This window comes from Leisingera sp. ANG49, assembly GCF_059694505.1.
This window is the reverse complement of record NZ_JCATZN010000001.1, coordinates 494,149-509,227: the sequence shown is the minus strand read 5'-3', so window position 1 is coordinate 509,227 and position 15,079 is coordinate 494,149. Positions and strand designations below refer to the sequence as shown.

Here is a 15,079-nt window from a genome sequence, read left to right as displayed (position 1 = left end):
TCCACCCGTTCAGTTACTTGGAAATATCCGGTGCATCCACCGCCTTCATGCCGACAACGTGGTAGCCGGCGTCCACATGCAGATTCTCGCCGGTGACGCCGGAGCTGAGGTCGGACAGCAGGTAGAGCGCAGAATTGCCCACATCATCGATGGTCACATTGCGGCGCAGCGGCGAGTTATACTCGTTCCACTTCATGATGTAGCGGAAATCGCCGATACCCGATGCAGCCAGGGTCTTGATCGGGCCGGCAGAGATCGCGTTGACGCGGATGCCGTCCTTGCCCAGATCCTCGGCCAGGTATTTGACCGACGCTTCCAGCGCCGCCTTGGCCACACCCATCACATTATAATGCGGCATCACCTGTTCGGCACCGTAGTAGGTGAGGGTCAGCAGCGAGCCGCCGTCCTTCATCATCTTCTCGGCGCGGTTGGCCACGGCGGTGAAGGAAAACACCGAGATGTCCATGGTCATCTGGAAGTTGCTGCGGCTGGTGTCGACATAACGGCCGCGCAGCTCGTTCTTGTCGGAGAAGCCGATGGCGTGGACCACGAAGTCCAGCTTGCCCCATTTGGCCTCCAGCTCGGCGAACAGCGCGTCGATGGACGCTTCGTCCGACACTTCACAGGGCAGGACAATATCGCTGCCCAGTTGCGCCGCCAGCGGATCGACCCGCTTCTTCAGCGCTTCGCCCTGATAGGAAAAGGCAAGCTCGGCGCCGGCATCGGCGCAAGCCTTGGCAATGCCCCAAGCAATGGATTTGTCGTTGGCCAGGCCCATGATAAGGCCGCGCTTACCGGCCATCAGTTGACTAGACATGCAGGTTCTCCGCCTGTGATCTGATAATTTAGCGGTGTTTAATATGCCGCGCGGGGCGCTTCAAGGGTTCACGCCCTTGTCGTGTGGCAGGAAGCTGCATAGGTTGCATCAAAATCCGAAAAGAGGTGCCCATGTCCGACCGTTCCGGAATCTTTGCAGGCGACGATCCTTTTGCCATTGCCAGGTCCTGGCTGGCAGAGGCGGAACAGTCCGAACCCAATGACCCAAACGCAATTGCGCTGGCAACGGTGGATGAAACCGGGTTGCCCAACAGCCGTATGGTGCTGCTGAAGGAAATCGAGGACGGCGCCTTTGTGTTTTACACCAACTATGAAAGCGCCAAGGCGCGGGAATTGGACCAATCGGGCAAAGCAGCCTTTGTCATGCACTGGAAATCGCTGCGCCGCCAGATCCGGGTGCGCGGCACCATCACCCGGGAGGACGGGCCGCTGGCAGATGAGTATTACAAGTCACGCTCGCTCAAGAGCCGGCTGGGCGCCTGGGCGTCGAAACAGTCGCAGCCGCTGGACAGCCGCGGCACGCTGATGGCGGAGGTCGCAAAAGTGACAGCCATGAAGGGGACGAACCCGGAGCGGCCACCGTTTTGGGGCGGCTACCGGCTAGTGCCGGTCGAGATCGAATTCTGGGCCGATGGCGCATTCCGGTTGCACGACCGGTTCCGCTGGCGCCGCGATGTCGCATCTGCAGCATGGACGATCAATCGCCTTAATCCCTGACGAGAATCGTCAGCTTACCTAGGGTCAAGACCTCTTTCGTGACAGTTTCAAGACTTTTTAGCTTGAATTCCAAGGTCAGTTTGGCGCATCAGGGCACCAGCAAAAACAAGAAACGCGGTAGGGAAAATCCAGTGGCAGAAGATCTCAGCAGCTTGCAGCAGGTTCAGGGGCTGGTGAAGTGGTTCGACCCGGCGAAAGGGTATGGCTTTGTCGTATCTGACGCCGGCGGCCCGGACATTCTTCTGCATGTGAATGTGCTGCGCAACTTCGGGCAAAGCTCAGTCGCGGACGGCGCCCGCATTGAAATCGTCACGCATCAGACCGGCCGCGGTGTTCAGGCTGTCGAGGTGATCGCGATCCAGCCGCCGGAGCGGGAAGACACCCCGGTGCTGAGCGACTTTGCCGAGCTGGACATGGTCAGCCTGCAGAATGAACCGCTGGAGCCTGCACGCGTCAAATGGTTCGACAAGGGCAAGGGCTTCGGCTTTGCCAATGTGTTCGGCCGCGGTGAAGACGTGTTCCTGCATGTCGAAGTTCTGCGCCAATCCGGCCTTGCGGACCTGCAGCCGGGCGAAGCGCTTGCAATGCGGGTGATTGATGGCAAGCGCGGCCGCATGGCGGTTGAAGTGCTGGCCTGGGAAGCCGCACTGGCGGCCGGAAACCAGGACTGAACGGGTGCTGCGGCGTCTTCTAAGCTGGAGTTTCGCCGCCGCCATATGTTCCGTTACTGGCGCCCCGGTTCTGGCCGGGGACTGCCAACGCACCCGGGTCGACCTGCGTGGCAGCTGGGGACAGACCGGGTTTTCCGTTGAAATCGCCGACGATGAACAGGAACGCGCCCAGGGGCTGATGTTCCGGGAAACCATGCCGCGCGGGGCAGGGATGCTGTTTGTCTATGACCGGCCGCAGCCGGCGGCGTTCTGGATGAAGAACACGCTGATCCCGCTGGACATCATTTTCCTGGACCAAAGCGGCCAGGTGACCTCTGTCCACGAAAACGCCGAACCCGGCGATCTGACCCCGATCCCGGGCGGCGATCAGGTGTTTGCGGTGCTTGAAGTTAACGGCGGGCTTGCACGGCGCTACGGCATCTCTGCCGGCACCCAGATGCGCCATGAAATTTTTTCAGATAGCAGCGCAGTTTGGCCCTGTTAGGGGTTTTCAAATCATTCCGCCGGATATAGGAAGGCGCACGGTCCGGGGCGTGGCGCAGTCTGGTAGCGCACCTGTTTTGGGTACAGGGGGTCGTGAGTTCGAATCTCGCCGCCCCGACCACTTCTCTCCAAAAATGTCAGCGAATCTCTCCGCAGCGGAGGCGCCTTTCGGATTCGTTTCATGCAAATATTGAGTTTTCCTTCCATCGCTCAACTTTAGGTGTTAATGCTTTCTTAAGATCCTGTTAACACACCCTTAACCTTCTGCTGCTGAGAAGCATCAGTTGCTCAACTTGGAGATTGATTGCGCCGTTAACGCTGAGTGATGCTGTCGTGAGATCACCGTAAAGCTGTGGGGGCGGCCTGGTCTCTGCTCACTGGCAACTAGCTGTGCACGACCGCCGAAGTGTTTCAGCGTTCCGGCTCCTCTGCGAAGCAGCAAGTCACTCGCTCGGCGAAAGAAATCCGGGTTGCCGGCGCGCCTGCTGGAAGGCGTGAACGCCACCGCAGCCTGTGGATGAATCAACGCCCTGAAGCAGACCCTTCAAACCGTAGATAGCGTCAACAGCAAAGATCGTTGCCAACGGGTAAATTTAACGTTGACCCTTTGTGTGTGAATACGCCAAATTGTGGACACCGGTTGCGACGGCACTAAATCTGGTGGGTTAAGAGGCCGCAGCAACAACGCTGAAGAACAGCAGACAGTCCTGTGAAGAAAGGCCGGCGAGGGCCGCGAGTGCGCCATTTGCGGCGTGCGCCGGGTATCTGCGTGTTGCGCGGCCGGGATGGCTGGTGCGGGGGCACCGTGACACTTGACCGATGTGTGCTTGAGAAGGGGCAGAGCATGAAGATCGAACGGAAATTCACCAAACCCGGGCAGGATGCTTACGCCGATCTGGCCTTTGTCTCCGCCACCTCGGAGATCCGCAACCCGGACGGGACCATTGTTTTCCGGCTCGACAATATCGAAATCCCCGCATCCTGGAGCCAGGTGGCAAGCGACGTCATCGCCCAGAAGTATTTCCGCAAGGCGGGTGTGCCGTCCCGTCTGAAGAAGGTCCGCGAAAAAGATGTGCCGGAGTTCCTGTGGCGCTCTGTCCCCGAAAAGGGCGCCGAGCTTGGCGGTGAGACCTCCTCTAAGCAGGTGTTTGACCGTCTGGCGGGCGCCTGGGCCTATTGGGGCTGGAAGGGCGGCTATTTCTCCTCCGAGGAGGACGCGCGCGCCTATTACGACGAGATGCGTTATATGCTGGCGACCCAGCGCTCGGCGCCGAACTCGCCCCAGTGGTTCAACACCGGCCTGCACTGGGCCTATGGCATCGACGGCCCGGCGCAGGGGCATCATTATGTCGACTACAAGACCGGCAAGCTGACCAAGTCGGACAGCGCCTATGAGCACCCGCAGCCCCACGCCTGCTTCATCCAGTCCGTTTCCGATGACCTGGTCAAGGACGGCGGCATCATGGACCTGTGGGTGCGCGAGGCGCGGCTGTTCAAGTACGGTTCCGGCACTGGCACCAACTTCTCCCATCTGCGCGCCGAGGGCGAGCCGCTGTCCGGCGGCGGCAAGTCCTCCGGCCTGATGGGGTTCCTCAAAATCGGCGACCGCGCGGCGGGCGCCATCAAATCAGGCGGCACAACCCGTCGGGCAGCAAAAATGGTGATCGTGGACGCCGATCACCCGGATATCGAAGACTTCATCCAGTGGAAGGTGATCGAGGAGCAAAAGGTCGCGTCCATCGTCGCGGGCTCCAAGATGCACGAGAAGATGCTGAATGGTATCTTCGAGGCGATCCGCAGCTGGGATGGCGGCGAAGCCGATGCCTATGACCCGTCGGTCAACGGCGGGCTAAAATCGGCGATCCGCGAAGCCAAGAAGGTGGCGATCCCGGAAACCTACATCAAGCGGGTGCTGGATTACGCCAAGCAGGGCCATACCTCGATCGAATTCCCGACCTATGACACCGACTGGGATTCGGAGGCCTACAGCTCTGTCTCCGGGCAAAACTCCAACAACTCGATCCGGGTGACCAACGCTTTCCTGCACGCGGTCGAAAAGGACGCCGACTGGGAACTTTTCAACCGCACCGACGGCAAGGTCGCCAAAGTGGTGAAAGCCCGCGATCTGTGGGAGAAAGTGGGACACGCGGCCTGGGCCTGCGCCGATCCCGGCATCCAGTTCCACGACACTGTAAACGAATGGCACACCTGCCCGGAAGACGGTGAGATTCGCGGCTCAAACCCTTGTTCGGAATACATGTTCCTGGACGATACCGCCTGCAACCTGGCATCGCTGAACCTGCTGAGCTTCCTGAAGGACGGGCAGTTTCAGGCAGATGACTACATGCATTGCTGCCGTCTGTGGACGCTGACGCTGGAAATCTCGGTGATGATGGCGCAGTTCCCGTCCAAGGAAATCGCACAGCGCTCCTACGACTTCCGCACCCTGGGTCTGGGCTATGCCAATATCGGCGGTCTGCTGATGAACATGGGCTACAGCTACGACTCGGATGAGGGCAGGGCGCTTTGCGGTGCGCTGACCGCGCTGATGACCGGTGTGGCCTATGCGACCTCCGCCGAGATCGCCTCGGAGCTGGGTGCCTTCCCGGGGTATGCGAAAAACGCGGACCACATGCTGCGGGTGATCCGCAACCACCGCAACGCTGCAAAGGGCAATGCTGACGGCTATGAGGCGCTGTCGGTCAAACCGGTGGCGCTGGACATCGCCAGCTGCCCGGATGCGCTGCTGACCGATCTTGCCGCCAGCGCCTGGGACGAAGCGCTGGAGCTGGGTGAGAAACACGGCTACCGCAATGCCCAGACCACGGTGATTGCACCGACCGGCACCATTGGCCTGGTGATGGACTGCGATACCACAGGCATCGAGCCTGACTTTGCCCTGGTGAAGTTCAAGAAGCTGGCCGGCGGCGGCTATTTCAAGATCATCAACCGTTCGGTGCCGTCGGCGCTGGAGGGGCTGGGCTACAGCTCCTCGCAGATCGAGGAAATCGTGTCCTACGCCGTCGGCCACGGCTCCATCGGCAACGCGCCGGGCATCAACCACACTTCGCTGGCGGGCCACGGCTTCGGCCCCAATGAGCTGGCCAAGGTCGATGCCGCCCTGGAATCCGCCTTCGACATCCGCTTTGTGTTCAACCAGTGGACCTTGGGCGAGGATTTTTGCACCGGCGTACTGGGTATCCCGGCGACCAAGCTGAACGATCCGGCCTTTGACCTGCTGCGCCACCTGGGTTTCACCAAGGCAGACATCGAAGCGGCCAACGACCACGTCTGCGGCACCATGACTCTGGAGCGCGCGCCGCATCTTCAGGAAGAGCACTATGCGATCTTTGACTGCGCCAACCCGTGCGGCAAGAAAGGCAAGCGTTTCCTGAGCGTTGACAGCCATATCCTTATGATGGCGGCGGCCCAAAGCTTTATCTCGGGTGCTATCTCCAAGACCATCAACATGCCGAATTCGGCGACCATCGAGGACTGCCAGAAGGCCTATGAGTTGAGCTGGAGTCTGGGCATCAAGGCGAACGCGCTCTACCGCGACGGCTCCAAGCTGAGCCAGCCGCTGGCGGCTGCGCTGGTCGAGGATGACGACGATGCGGCAGAGGTGCTCGAGAGCGGCGCGCCTCAGGAAAAGGCGGCGGTTCTGGCAGAGAAGATCATCGAGAAGGTGGTCATCAAGGAGGTGCTGAAATCGCACCGCACCAAGATGCCGCAACGACGCAAGGGCTATACCCAAAAAGCGGTCGTCGGCGGGCACAAGGTGTATCTGCGCACCGGCGAATACGAGGACGGCAACCTCGGCGAGATCTTCATCGACATGCACAAGGAAGGCGCGGGCTTCCGGGCGATGATGAACAACTTCGCCATCGCGGTATCGGTCGGCCTGCAGTACGGCGTTCCGCTGGAGGAGTTCGTCGACGCCTTCACCTTCACCAAGTTCGAGCCCGCGGGCATGGTTCAAGGCAACGACTCGATCAAAAACGCGACTTCGATCCTCGACTATGTGTTCCGGGAGCTTGCGGTTTCCTATCTCGACCGTACCGATCTGGCGCATGTGAAGCCGGAAGGCGCGACCTTCGACGATCTGGGACGAGGCGAGGAAGAAGGCGTGTCGAACCTGTCCGAACTGAGCGAAAGCGCGGCGACCCGGTCACTGGAAGTACTGAAGCAAATCTCCTCGACCGGCTACCTGCGCAAACGCCTGCCGCAGGACCTGGTTGTGCTGCAGGGCGGCCAGATGGACGCGGGCGTGCTGGGCACCGGAACCGATCCGGTGGCGGCGCTGCAAACCCTGGTTCCGGAAACCAACGAAGCACCGGCGCAAACCACCGGCAGCATGGACGCGCGCACCAAGGCGAAAATGCAAGGCTACGAGGGCGAAGCCTGCGGCGAATGCGGCAACTACACACTGGTACGCAACGGAACCTGCATGAAATGCAACACCTGCGGGGGCACCTCTGGCTGCAGCTGAGGACCTTCGCTTGCGGCGCCGGCTAACCCCCGACGGCGCCGCAACTAATACGGAAAGCAGGCGCAGATCTGCTCGTGACGAAATTAGGAACGGGTGCGCCCGTTCTGAACACCGGGATGGCCCAGGTAAGAAAAAACTTTCGGGCAGTCAATGAAGGAGCCTGACCGGTGACAACTGGCTTCCTCTGGTTCAGAGGGAGCCATTTTCTTTTCGGGGGCTGGTCGCAGGCTGTGGCCGTCAGGACATCCTATAATCAGAATTATGGTAAATATTGGAATCACCTAGATTCGAGTGGAGAACTATTTCCATCAAAATCAGCGCCTTAGAGGCCTCAGCAAACCTTCCTGCGCTACACTGGCAACGAGTATTCCGTCTTCCGTGTAAATTGACCCGCGATTGAAACCGCGGGCACTGCCGGTGAATGGCGCGTCCATGGAATACAGATGCCAGTTCTGCAGCTGCACCGGCGCATGGAACCACATTGCGTGGTCGAGGCTGGCAGTCATCGCTTTCGGATTGTGAAACGTCAGCGCGTGCGGACGCATCGAAGATCCTAGCAACCCGAAGTCGGACACGTAAGCCAGCAGGATGTGCTGAAGTTCAGGCCCGGCACCTTTGGCAGCTTCCATTCGAATCCACATCTGGTTGGCATCACTGGTTTTCTCCGGCGCCAAGGGATCGCGTGGCTCAACCTCCCGAATCTCGAACGGCCGCGGCCGCAGCAGTTCAGTTTGCTCTTCCGCCGAAAAGCGGCTGGCATTGCGTTTGAGGATCTCATGGCGCGGCTCCAAGCTGTCCGGCGCCGGTACGCCCGGCATACCGTGCTGATGATCCCAGCCGTCTTCTTGAGCATGGAAAGACGCCGCCAAGTTCAGGATCTGCTTGCCGTTCTGCATCGCAACCACGCGCCGCGTGGTGAAGCTGCGGCCGTCGCGTGCCGGATCGACCTCATATATCACCGGCCGCGATGGGTCGCCCGGACGAATGAAATACGCGTGAAGAGAATGGCATAACCTGCCGGAAACAGTGGCATATGCCGCCGTTAGCGCTTGTGCGATCACCTGGCCGCCATAGATGCGCGTCGGGGTTTCGCCGCCGGAACCGGAACCACGGTAGAGATTGGTATCCAGCGTTTCGAGGTCCAGCAGATCCAGCAGGATTTTGGCGGTGTCTGGCATCTTCAGTGTTTTCCTTTGACCTGCTTTTGAACGTTATGCCGTGACGGCGCCATGCACCAGCGCCTTCAGCTCCGGCCGCGACGGATAGGAACTGGACGGCGCCAGCTGGGTCAGGAACACAACCGACAAGTCCAGCTGGCGGTCCACCCAGAAAAAGGTCGACGCAATGCCACCCCAGCTGAAGTCGCCAACCGAGCCCGGACAGCGCGCGCGCGCCGGGTTCAGCACCACAGCACCGCCAAGGCCAAATCCCATACCCTCCATCGGCTGTTCCGCGAAACTGCTTGGTCCCATTGCGGCGATGTCGCCGTCAAGGTGGTTTTGCAACATGAAATCAGCAGTTTGCGGACTGATTATGAAGCCGCCGTCATAGCGGCCGCGGCGCCGGAGCATCTCTGCAAACTTCATGTAATCATCAATTGTGCCGACCAGCCCGCCGCCGCCGGAATGCATACTGGCCATCTCAAACGGAGAGCTGCCGTAGCAATCCGTGAGACGCAGGCTGTCGCCGCCAGCTACTCCAGAGTTGAGTGCCATCGCGTCCCCTTCCAGAGGCGTGTATAGGGACGCAAAGCGGTTCCCTGCCCCGTCCGGCACCCGGAACCCGGTTTCCGTTATACCCAAGGGTTCGAAGATTTCCCCAGCCAGAAATTCTCCCAGCGGCCGTCCGGAAACCACTTCAACAACCCGGCCCAGCACATCGGTTGCCACAGAATACTCCCAACGGGTGCCGGGCTGGAACGCCAGCGGCAGGTCTGCCAGCCGCGTAACCATGGCGGACAGCGGCCCATGGTCCGGTTTGAACAGCAGATCTTCCGCTTCCATCGCCGCTGGCAACAGGCCCGGGTTGAACGGATAGCTCAACCCGCTGGTATGAGTCAGCAGCTGATGCAGCGTTGGCGGCGGGCATGACTCGGTTTGATTGATGGCCGCAGCACTGGAAACCAATGCCCGCATATCGCTGAATTCCGGGAGGAAGTCGCTGACAGGTGCATCCAGGTGAAAATGGCCGCGCTCCAGAAGTTGCATAATCGCCAGTGACGTAACCGGCTTTGTCATCGAATAGAGCCGCACCAGAGTATCGCGGGTGTATGGCAGGCACTCTTCAATGTTGCGCAGGCCTGCAGTGTGAAAGTAGACTTCCTCGCCGCTGCGATGGATCAGCAAGGCGCTTCCGGAATATTTCCGTTCGTCAACATAACGTTGCTGCCAGGACCTGATCCTTTCCAACCGCCCAAGGTTCATCGCTGCCTCCCGTCCGCACCCGGTCATTCCAATACCGCGGTTTTCGGGATAATGCGTTGCGAAACAGGTCAGGTCGAGCCAATTCCGCGTGTCCTGGCTGCACAAGTCAACTGCAGCCTGCTTTTTGGAGAACAGATATCTCCACGCCTGCACTCTTCAACCTGAGCAGGTTACGCTAAGTTTTTTCCTGCCCTATGCGTTTGTGTGTTCGCATTCGAAATAAATTTGTCTTAGAAGTTCAAAGGGAAAGACGACAAGGACATACATCTTATGGCGAGTATTCTGGTATTGAACGGACCCAATCTGAACCTGCTTGGCACGCGCCAGCCGGAAGTTTACGGATCGGTTACTCTGGCGATGGTTGAGGACGCCTGCGCCGCCCACGCGCAAAAGCTGGGGATGGAGGTTGCCTGCCTCCAGTCGAACCACGAGGGCGCGCTGATTGACGCTATCCATGACGCCAAGGGCCGCCATCAGGGCATCATCCTGAATGTCGGTGCCTATACCCACACCTCGATTGCCTTGATGGATGCGCTGATATCCGTGGAACTTCCGGCAGTTGAGGTGCACCTCTCAAACATTCACGCGCGTGAGCAGTTCCGCCATACCTCCTATATCGCCAAGGCTGCACTGGGTCAGATTTGCGGGTTTGGCGCGCAGGGCTACTTGCTGGCACTGGATGCATTGGCCGAACATTTGAATGAGACCGGCGCAGCATGAAGGTCAGAAAATACATAAACTTCGTCTGCGGAGCGCAAAGCCTGGAAGAGCTGTGGCACGGCCACGTCCAGCAGATGGCGGAGTACGGCTTCGACCGGCTGATTTACGGGTACACACGCTACAAAACGGAAACGTCGCTGGGGGACCCGGATGACTTTCTCATCCTGTCAAACCACGATAGCGCCTACCTCGAGGGGTTCCTGCATAAGGGGCTCTATTCCCATGCGCCGATGCTCCGCTGGGCGCTGGAGAACGAAGGCGCCGGCAGCTGGCGGATCGTGCAGGAGATGGCCGCCAAAGGCACGCTGGGGCCTGAGGCCCGCAAAGTGCATGAGTTCAACCAGGCCCTGGACATGACGGCCGGCTACACCGTCAGCTTTTACTCCACCTCGCCGCGCTACAAAGGGGCGATTTCCCTGGCTGCCCGGCCGGGCCTTACCCAGGATGAGGTGGATGCCCTGTGGCAGGACGAAGGCGACGATATCGTTCTGATGAACAACGTTGCGCATCTTAAGATCCTCACCCTGCCCTATACTGCCCCGAACCGGAGCCTTACCAAGCGGCAGCGGGAAGTGCTGCAATGGGTCGGCGACGGCAAGACCACCCAGGACATTGCCCTGCTGATGGGCCTGACACCTGCGACGATCGAAAAGCACCTGCGCCTGGCAAGGGAATCCCTGTCGGTGGAGACCACTGCGCAAGCGGTCCTGAAGGCCGCTTTGCACAACCAGATGTATGTGATGGATGCCTGAGTTCTAAGCTCGGACACTCCAGCCTGAGCCTTAGGCTCCCAGCATAAGCTTCTGAAAATAAGATAGTATTTACAACCTTAATACGGCCCTAAATTACTGTTGGTTCAAACCCGAAAGTGGTAAAGACGCCAATTAGCGTCAAAAAGTATGGTATTCTGTACTACCGCTAAAGGATAATTCATTGCAATTTGCACATGTTCCGTGAGTGGTGGCTTTGGCCAAGGAACTTTGGGTATTGAACCTTGCGATTACAGGGCTCTCCTACCTGATCGGGGGCAGGCGCGTATAGATCCGTGTCCTGCCCCGATACATGAGGGGTCCTGCCCATCCCCATCAGCGGGGCCCCTCGCATCTCTTCTTCAAGAATTCGCCTATTGTTTTCAGCACCCCGTTCCCGGGCCATTCTGACGGCTGTCAGCGCACAAAAAAACCGGCAGGTGGCCCTGCCGGCTTTTGAATTTGGTGCTGTTTGAGCAGATCAGCCCTGAGCAGCCTTTGCCACTTCGGCCGCGAAGTCTTCTTTCTCGACTTCGATGCCTTCGCCGACTTCCACGCGGACGAAGCCGGTGATGGTGGCGCCAGCTTCCTTGGCAGCGGCTTCCACGGTCAGGTCCGGGTTCACAACGAACTGCTGGTTCAGCAGGGTCGACTCGGCCACGAATTTCTTCATGCGGCCTTCGATCATTTTCTCGATCACCTGCTCCGGCTTGCCGGATTCACGGGCGATGTCCATCTGGACCTGCTTTTCCTTTTCGACCACGGAGGCGTCCAGGTCAGCTTCGGACAGAGCGGCCGGGTTCACGGCTGCAATGTGCATTGCAACCTGCTTGCCGATGGCTTCGTCGCCGCCGGTCATGGCAACCAGAACGCCGATCTTGCCCATGCCGCCAGTGGCCGCGTTGTGGACGTAGGAAATGACGGTCTCGCCTTCCAGCTTTTCCATGCGGCGCAGCGACATGTTTTCGCCGATGGTGGCGATCTTGTCGGTCAGGGTGTCGGCAACGGATTTGCCGCCCAGATCTGCTGCGGCCAACGCTTCGACGTCGCCTGCGCCCAGGGCTGCAGTGGCGATCTTGCCGACCATTTCCTGGAATTCGCCGTTCTTGGCAACGAAGTCGGTTTCGGAGTTCACCTCAACAGCAACGCCCTTGCCGCCTTCGACGACAACGGCCACCAGGCCTTCTGCGGCGGTGCGGCCGGATTTCTTGGCGGCTTTCGCCAGGCCTTTGGTGCGCAGCCAGTCAACCGCGGCTTCCATGTCGCCGTTGTTTTCGACCAGTGCTTTTTTCGCGTCCATCATGCCTGCGCCGGTGGATTCGCGCAGTTCTTTCACCATTGCTGCAGTGATTGCCATCTTAGGCTCTCCTCAATTCAAAAACAGATTTGGGGCAGGTGATACCCTGCCCCGCATGTCAGTTCCGTGACAGGACGGATCAGGCTTCGGCGGCTTCTTCAGCCACGGCTTCTTCAGCCGGTGCCTCTTCCAGCGCGCCCAGGTCAACGCCTGCTGCGCCCAGCTGAGCCGACATGCCGTCCAGAGCTGCGCGGGCAACCAGGTCGCAGTACAGCGAGATGGCGCGCGATGCGTCGTCGTTGCCCGGGATGATATAGTCCACGCCATCGGGGGAGCAGTTGGTGTCGACAACAGCCACAACCGGGATGCCTAGTTTCTTGGCTTCGGCGATCGCCAGTGCTTCTTTTTTCACGTCGATGACGAACAGCAGATCCGGCACGCCGCCCATTTCGCGGATGCCGCCCAGGGAGGCCTGCAGCTTCTCCTGGTCGCGTTCCATGCCCAGACGCTCTTTCTTGGTCAGGCCTTCGGCGCCGCCCGCCATTTTCTCGTCGATTTCCTTCAGGCGGTTGATCGACTGGGAAACGGTTTTCCAGTTGGTCAGGGTGCCGCCCAGCCAGCGGTGGTTCATGTAATACTGAGCCGACTTCTCAGCCGCTTCGGCGATCGGGCCTGCGGCCTGGCGCTTGGTGCCGACGAACAGGATGCGGCCGCCTTTGGCAACAGTGTCACGGACAACCTGCAGCGCCTGGTCCAGCATCGGAACAGTCTGGGTGAGGTCCATGATGTGGATGCCGTTGCGCGCGCCGTAGATGAAGGGCGACATGCGCGGGTTCCAGCGCTGTGTCTGGTGGCCGAAGTGAACGCCAGCTTCCAGCAGCTGACGCATGGTGAACTCGGGAAGAGCCATGCTATTCTTTCCTTTCCGGTTTCTATCCTCGGCGGGGGTTCAGAGCTGATGCTCCAACCGGGGGTCCGTCAGGGATGTCTCCCCTGATCAGGCCAAACCCCGCCTGCGGGTTCGTATGCGCGCCTATAGAGCAGTTATTGCCAGCTGGCAAGAGCCGTCCCGCAGAATTCGGCGCCCTGCCCCGGAATTCAGGCCTTGAAGGCGTCCTGATGGCCGCTGCGCACCAGTTCCTCTGCCCGGGCGGCCAGCGCCTTGCGGTCCGGAAATTCCGCCACTTTCAAAGGCGGATGATAGATCAGCTCCACCGCTCCCTGGCGCGGGGCGGCCAGAACCTTGAGTAGATGCGGGCCAAAGTCCATATCCCCCCACCAGCCGTAGAAGCGGGCGGGCGCGCCGCCAGGAGCGTGGTACACAACGGACACCGGTTGAACGTGCAGGCCGTTCCGCAGGTGTTCTGTGAAAAACGCGGCGAAGAGTGTTGTTTTAAAACGCAAAACCCGCAGTCCGTCGGTTGACGTGCCTTCGGGAAAAAACAACAATTTATGTCCTGTGCGCAGCCGCTGCTCGAACAGGTCCGCCTGCTCCCTGGCTTTCTTGGGATTGCGCTCGATGAACACAGTGCCGGTGGCCCGCGCCAGCCAGCCGATGCCCGGCCACTTGGCGACCTCTGACTTGGAAACGAAGTAAATCCGCTTGCGCGCATTCAAGGCAAAGATATCCAGCCAGGAAGAGTGGTTTGCAATAACCGGCCCGCGCTGCCGCATCAGTGTGCCGCGGGTCCGGTAGCGGATTCCCATGATACGGAACGCATTGCGGCAGACGAACTGGGTGATGAACGGGGTGACCGGCCGCTGAAGCCCGAAAAGCGGGCGTTCAACCAGCCGCACGGTCAGCAGAAGCAGCAGCCCGCCGAATACCAGCAGCGCCAGCGGCACGCCACGCAGCAGCACCAGACACCAGCCTAGGGCGCTTATGCGGACAGGATCGGGGGCCTTCTCGCTTTGCCAGCTGACGCTCATTCCCGGCCCCGGCCTCCTGCGTAGATTTTGCGCTGCCGTTCGTTCATCCGTGCGGTGTCCAAGATCAGGCAGACATCAGTTGTGTTGAAGGCATGATCGATATAGGCGCCCTCGCCGACAAATCCGCCCAGCCGCAGATAAGCCTTGATCAGCGCAGGTGTTTCCACCATCGCCCGCTTTCGGTCCAGATCATCTGCGCCCACCAAGTCCATGGACTGAAAGGTTTTCGACCGTACGCGCAGGTCAGGCGGCGCCAGGTGGTTGTGGTACAGCATAGCCAGCGGATTGGCCAGTTCGAGCGGGTCGGTGCCGTGGAAGCTGGCAACGCCGAACAGAATCTCGATGCCGTGCCGCTCGACATAATCCGCCAACCCGGCCCAGAGGTGAAACATCGCCATGCCGCCGCGGTAATCAGCATGCAGGCAAGAACGCCCCAATTCCAACAGCCGGCGGCCAGAGGTCTTCAGGACGCTCAGGTCATATTCATCCTCGGAATAGAACTGCCCTGCCTTTGCCGCCTGGTCATCGCGCAGCAGCCGGTACACCCCCACCACCATGCCTTTGACTTCATCCGTCACCAGCATGTGGTCAAAGAACGGGTCAAACCGGTCACACTCCAGCCCGGCCTCGTGATCAATCAATTCGCCGCCACCGCCCAGTTCGCGCACGAAAACATCATAGCGCAGAGCCTGCGCGGCTCGCAGCTCGTGCTCCGTTTCGGCGATTTTCACGGAAAAATCCGGGGCGGTGTCTGGCATTCGGTC

General features: G+C 59.9%; 13 protein-coding genes and 1 tRNA gene. 7 read left to right on the top strand and 7 right to left on the bottom strand.

What is annotated here, in order from left to right; genetic code table 11:
• Positions 1-13 precede the first annotated feature (13 nt).
• A complete protein-coding gene (fabI, locus tag AC58NV_RS02555) occupies positions 14-817 on the bottom strand; it encodes an enoyl-ACP reductase FabI (protein ID WP_497225741.1) in 804 nt (267 codons plus the stop codon).
• Between the two features lie 125 nt (positions 818-942).
• Between fabI and pdxH the strand changes: the two genes are divergently transcribed.
• The 5 genes from pdxH (at position 943) to AC58NV_RS02530 (ending at position 7,197) form a co-directional block, all read left to right on the top strand.
• Positions 943-1,554 (top strand): pyridoxamine 5'-phosphate oxidase, encoded by a 612-nt coding sequence (gene pdxH, locus AC58NV_RS02550; protein ID WP_497225740.1) that lies wholly within the window; start codon positions 943-945, stop codon positions 1,552-1,554.
• 131 nt (positions 1,555-1,685) lie between these two features.
• Positions 1,686-2,225, top strand: a complete 540-nt coding sequence (locus tag AC58NV_RS02545) for a cold-shock protein (protein WP_366662646.1) — start codon at positions 1,686-1,688, stop codon at positions 2,223-2,225.
• Positions 2,226-2,232: 7 nt separating this feature from the next.
• On the top strand, positions 2,233-2,709 hold the full coding sequence (locus tag AC58NV_RS02540; protein WP_497226385.1) for a DUF192 domain-containing protein: 477 nt from the start codon (positions 2,233-2,235) through the stop codon (positions 2,707-2,709).
• A 43-nt stretch (positions 2,710-2,752) separates the two neighbouring features.
• A tRNA-Pro gene (locus tag AC58NV_RS02535) sits at positions 2,753-2,829 on the top strand.
• Positions 2,830-3,552: 723 nt separating this feature from the next.
• The gene (locus tag AC58NV_RS02530; protein ID WP_497225739.1) at positions 3,553-7,197 is read left to right on the top strand and encodes a vitamin B12-dependent ribonucleotide reductase; all 3,645 of its coding nucleotides are present in this window, start codon (positions 3,553-3,555) and stop codon (positions 7,195-7,197) included.
• Between the two features lie 314 nt (positions 7,198-7,511).
• On the opposite strand, the gene AC58NV_RS02525 is transcribed toward AC58NV_RS02530, so the two are convergent.
• Positions 7,512-8,375: an acyl-CoA thioesterase gene (locus tag AC58NV_RS02525; RefSeq protein ID WP_497225738.1), complete on the bottom strand. Its 864-nt coding sequence runs from the start codon at positions 8,373-8,375 to the stop codon at positions 7,512-7,514.
• Between the two features lie 33 nt (positions 8,376-8,408).
• The gene (locus AC58NV_RS02520; protein ID WP_497225737.1) at positions 8,409-9,620 is read right to left on the bottom strand and encodes a serine hydrolase domain-containing protein; all 1,212 of its coding nucleotides are present in this window, start codon (positions 9,618-9,620) and stop codon (positions 8,409-8,411) included.
• A 270-nt stretch (positions 9,621-9,890) separates the two neighbouring features.
• Between AC58NV_RS02520 and aroQ the strand changes: the two genes are divergently transcribed.
• Both aroQ and AC58NV_RS02510 read left to right on the top strand, forming a co-directional pair.
• Positions 9,891-10,340 carry a type II 3-dehydroquinate dehydratase gene (gene aroQ, locus AC58NV_RS02515; protein WP_497225736.1) on the top strand — a complete coding sequence of 150 codons (450 nt, stop codon included), beginning with the start codon at positions 9,891-9,893 and terminating at the stop codon, positions 10,338-10,340.
• Complete coding sequence (locus AC58NV_RS02510; RefSeq protein WP_497225735.1) at positions 10,337-11,092, top strand: LuxR family transcriptional regulator; 756 nt, start codon at positions 10,337-10,339, stop codon at positions 11,090-11,092. Before aroQ ends, AC58NV_RS02510 begins: the two co-directional genes overlap by 4 nt.
• 478 nt (positions 11,093-11,570) lie before the next feature.
• Here the strand turns inward: AC58NV_RS02510 and tsf are convergent, their stop codons facing one another.
• The 4 genes from tsf to olsB form a co-directional block, all read right to left on the bottom strand.
• Positions 11,571-12,446, bottom strand: a complete 876-nt coding sequence (gene tsf, locus AC58NV_RS02505) for a translation elongation factor Ts (RefSeq protein WP_497225734.1) — start codon at positions 12,444-12,446, stop codon at positions 11,571-11,573.
• Between the two features lie 79 nt (positions 12,447-12,525).
• Complete coding sequence (gene rpsB, locus AC58NV_RS02500; protein ID WP_366661924.1) at positions 12,526-13,296, bottom strand: 30S ribosomal protein S2; 771 nt, start codon at positions 13,294-13,296, stop codon at positions 12,526-12,528.
• 188 nt (positions 13,297-13,484) lie between these two features.
• Complete coding sequence (gene olsA / locus AC58NV_RS02495; protein WP_497225733.1) at positions 13,485-14,315, bottom strand: lyso-ornithine lipid O-acyltransferase; 831 nt, start codon at positions 14,313-14,315, stop codon at positions 13,485-13,487.
• A complete protein-coding gene (gene olsB / locus AC58NV_RS02490) occupies positions 14,312-15,073 on the bottom strand; it encodes an L-ornithine N(alpha)-acyltransferase (RefSeq protein ID WP_497225732.1) in 762 nt (253 codons plus the stop codon). The genes olsA and olsB overlap by 4 nt, the downstream gene beginning before the upstream one ends.
• Positions 15,074-15,079 lie beyond the last annotated feature (6 nt).